The organism is Actinomycetota bacterium (assembly GCA_036280995.1).
In the GTDB taxonomy this organism is placed as follows: domain Bacteria; phylum Actinomycetota; class CALGFH01; order CALGFH01; family CALGFH01; genus CALGFH01.
The window spans coordinates 1-3713 of sequence record DASUPQ010000788.1; the positions used below are offsets into that span (position 1 = coordinate 1).

3 protein-coding genes are annotated in these 3713 nt (G+C 77.4%); all 3 read left to right on the forward strand.

Annotated features, from left to right (window positions below; all coding sequences use genetic code 11):
* On the forward strand, window positions 1-400 hold a 400-nt coding region (locus VF468_26285), incomplete at its 5' end, for a hypothetical protein (protein ID HEX5881796.1).
* 15 nt (window positions 401-415) lie between these two features.
* On the forward strand, window positions 416-3028 hold the full coding sequence (locus tag VF468_26290) for a glycoside hydrolase family 2 TIM barrel-domain containing protein (GenBank protein HEX5881797.1): 2613 nt from the start codon (window positions 416-418) through the stop codon (window positions 3026-3028).
* The coding region (locus tag VF468_26295) for a galactokinase family protein (protein ID HEX5881798.1) at window positions 3025-3713 on the forward strand (689 nt) is incomplete at its 3' end. The genes VF468_26290 and VF468_26295, both read left to right, overlap by 4 nt.

The following is a 3713-nucleotide window of genomic DNA, read 5'->3' on the forward strand; positions in this document are numbered from 1 at the left end:
CGCCTGGGTCGAGGGCGCCACCCTCCACCTCGGCGACCTGGCCAGCGGCCGGGCCCGGGTGGTGCCGCCTCCGGCCGGCAGCGAGGGGTTCGCACCCGCCGGGGCCTTCTCGCCCGACGGCCGCCTGCTGGCCGCCATCACCAGGGTCGGCTTCTCGACCCGGCCCGCCTTGGCCCTGGTCAGGGTCGACCAGGGCGCGGCCGTGCGGGTGGCCGGGTCGGAGGGGGCGCTGTCGGACCGCTGCTCGCCGTGCCTGGCCTGGGCGCCCGCCGGCGACTGGGTGTTCTTCAACCGGCTCGGGCCCGGGTTCGGCATCGGCGCCTACCGGCTCGACCACCCGCCGGCGGCCACCCTCTTTGACGTCCCCGGCTCGTTCCCCCCGAGCCTGCAGACCATCTGACCGAGCGAGGTGCACGTGAGCGACACCGTCGAGGGAGCCGCCGTCCCGACCCTGGAGCCGGCCGGAGACCGTACCTGGTCGCTGGACGGCACCTGGGACCTCTTCCCCGGCGACCATGCCCTGGACGCCCTCGGCGGCCTGGAGCCCCGGCCGATCGCGGTGCCGGGGCTCTGGGAGGCCCAGGGCTTCCTCGACCTGGACGGCGTCGCCTGGTACCGGCGCCGGTTCGCCGTCGACGACCCGGGCGGCCACTGGACGCTGCGCTTCGGGGCGGTCATGGACCTGGCCGAGGTGTACCTGAACGGCCGGCTCCTCGGTGGCGACGACCTCCCGTTCACCCCCTTCGAGCTCGACCCCACCGACGCCCTGGCCGCCGGGGCCAACGAGCTGGCCGTCCGGGTCACCGACCCGCCGGTCGGCGCCCCCCAGCACCGGCGGCTGCCCCACGGCAAGCAGGGCTGGGCCAACCACGTCTTCCCCAGCCCCCCCAGCCTGTACATGACCTACGGCGGCATCTGGCAGCCGGTCACCCTGCGCCGGCACGGGCCGGTGGCGCTGCGCGGCGTGCGCTGCTCCAGCGACCCCGGCGACCTGACCGTGGCCGCCCGGGTCGAGAACGTCGGCGGCGGCCCCGTGGCCGTCCGGCTGGCCGCGGCCCGTGTCGGGCTGGCCGCCGCCGTCGAGCTCGACCTCGGCCCGGGCGCGGTCGAGGAGGTGACCATCCGGCTGGGGGAGACCGGCGCCCCCCGCTGGCGGCCGGATGCTCCGGTGCTGCACGCCATGGAGGTCGAGGCCGGCGTCGACGGGGCCCGCAGCGACGCCCTGACCGTCCGTTACGGTCTGCGCCGGGTCGAGGTCGACGGGGACCGGCTGCTGCTGGACGGCCAGCCCTACCGTATGCGGAGCGCCCTGGTGCAGGGGTTCCGGGCCGACACCCTGTACGCCGAGGGGAGCCCGGAGGCCATCCGCCAGGAGGTCGCGGCGGCCAAGGCGGCCGGGCTCAACACCCTCCGGCTCCACATCAAGGCGTTCGACCCGGCCTACCTGGACGCCTGTGACGAGCTGGGGATGCTGGTCCACTGCGACGTGCCCGTGGCCGAGCCGATCGCCCACGACGAGCTGGACGGCACCGGCGAGCTGGCCGACCGCTGCGCCCGCGCCGCCGACGCCCAGGTCCGCCGGGACGCCAACCATCCCAGCGTGATCCTGTGGTCGGCCATGAACGAGCTCGGCCTCGACCACCTGCCGGCGCGGGCGGGGCCGGGCTACGAGGGGTTCGCCCGCCGGGTCGCCGGTGCCGTCCGCGACGCCGACCCGACCCGGCCGCTGATCGAGAACGACTGGATCGAGCCCGACCCGGACCGGGTCTTCACCACCCCCGTGCTGGCCGCCCACTGGTACGGCCGGCTGCACGCCGCCTGGCTGGCCGAGCTGGACGCCAAGGCCCGCCGCTGGGCCGGGCTCGGCCGGCCCCTGTTCGTGACCGAGTTCGGCGACTGGGGCCTGCCGGAGCTGACCGAGGGCGACGAGCCGTTCTGGTCGCCGGCCGGCTGGTACCGGGCGGCCATGGCCGCCCTGCCCTGGCCGGGCACGGCCGCCGAGCTCATCGCCGGCACCCAGCGCCACCAGGGCCTGTCCGACCGCCTCCAGGCCGAGGTGTTCCGGCGCCACGACCACCTGGGCGGCTGGTGCGTGACCGAGCTGACCGACGTCCCATGGGAACTGAACGGGCTGTTCGACCTGGAGCGCCGTCCCAAGCCGGCCGCCCTGGCCGAGCTGGCCAGGGTCGGCCAGGACGTGCTGCCCATGCTGGAGCTCTACAGCCTGGTCGTGGCCACGGACGGGCGGGTGGCCGCCCCCCTCCACGTCGCCAACGACGGCCCGCCGCTGCGCGACGTGACCGTCCGGGCCGCCCTGGCCGGGAACGAGGTCACCGTCGAGGTCGGCGGCCTCGCCGGCTGGCGCGCCACCGCCGCCGGCACGGTCGACCTCCCCGCCCCGCCCGACCCCGGCGCCTACGAGGTCACCCTGCGCCTGCTCGCCGCCGGCCGGGAGGTCGCCGCCAACACCTACCCGGTCCGGGCGGTCGCCGCCACCCCGGTGGACGAGGCCGGGCGGGTGTTCCAGCCGGAACCGGGGCTGACCGTGGTCGGCGAGGGGGCGCTGGACGAGGGGACCGGGCGGGTGGTGCGGGAACGGCTGGCCGCCGGGGAGACGGTGGTGGTGCTGGCCCAGGACCTGGGGGCGGTGGGGTGGTATCCGGTGGCGGTGGAGATGGCCGAGGTGGCGACGGCGTGGGGGTCGACGGTGTTCCACTTCACCTGTGACCAGCGGGCGCTGCCGTCGCTGCCGGAACGGGCGGTGCTGGCCGGCGAGGACGCCACCGTGGTGCCGACCCACCTGCTGACCAGGGTGGGCGACGGGACCTGGCCGGCGACCACCGTGGTCGGGGCGTTCAAGCCGGTGCCCGACCCGCTGGCCGGGCCGGTGGTCGGGGCCGGGCCGGTGGGGCCCGGGCGGCTGGTCACCTGCCAGTACCGGCTGGCCGAGCCGGCCCGCCGGGGCGACCCGGCCGCGCTGGCCATCCTCGGCGACCTGCTCCGCTGGGCCGCCGGAGGCGCCCGGTGACCGACCGGGCCGGGCGGGTGGCGGCCGCCTTCGCCGAGCGCACGGGCCGGGAACCAGACGGCGTCTGGGCGGCCCCGGGGCGGGTCAACCTGATCGGGGAGCACACCGACTACAACGACGGCTTCGTGCTGCCGGCGGCGATCGACCGGCAGGTGCTGGCCGCGGCCGGGCGGCGCGGGGACGGCCGCCTGCGGCTGTGGTCGCTCCAGGCCGGGCCGCCGGCCGACCTGGCCCTGGCCGAGGTGGGGCCGGGGCGGGTCGAGGGCTGGGCCGCCTACCCGGCCGGGGTGGCGTGGGCGCTGGGCCAGGCCGGGGTCGAGCTGGGCGGGGCCGACGTGGTGGTCGACGGCGACGTGCCGGCCGGGTCGGGGCTGTCGTCGAGCGCCGCCCTGGAGTGCGCCACCGCCACCGCCCTGGCCGACCTCCACGGCGCCGGCCTGGACCGGGTCGCCCTGGCCGGGCTGGCCCGCCGGGCCGAGAACGAGGTCGTGGGAGTGCCGTCAGGGGTCATGGACCAGATGGTGTCCATGCTCGGCCGGGCCGGGCACGCCCTGTTCCTGGACACCCGCTCGCTCGACACCGAGCAGGTGCCGCTGCCGCTGGAGGCGGCCGGGCTCCGCCTGGTGGTGATCGACACCCGGGCCGGGCACCGGCTGGTCGACGGCGCCTACGCCGACCGGCGGGC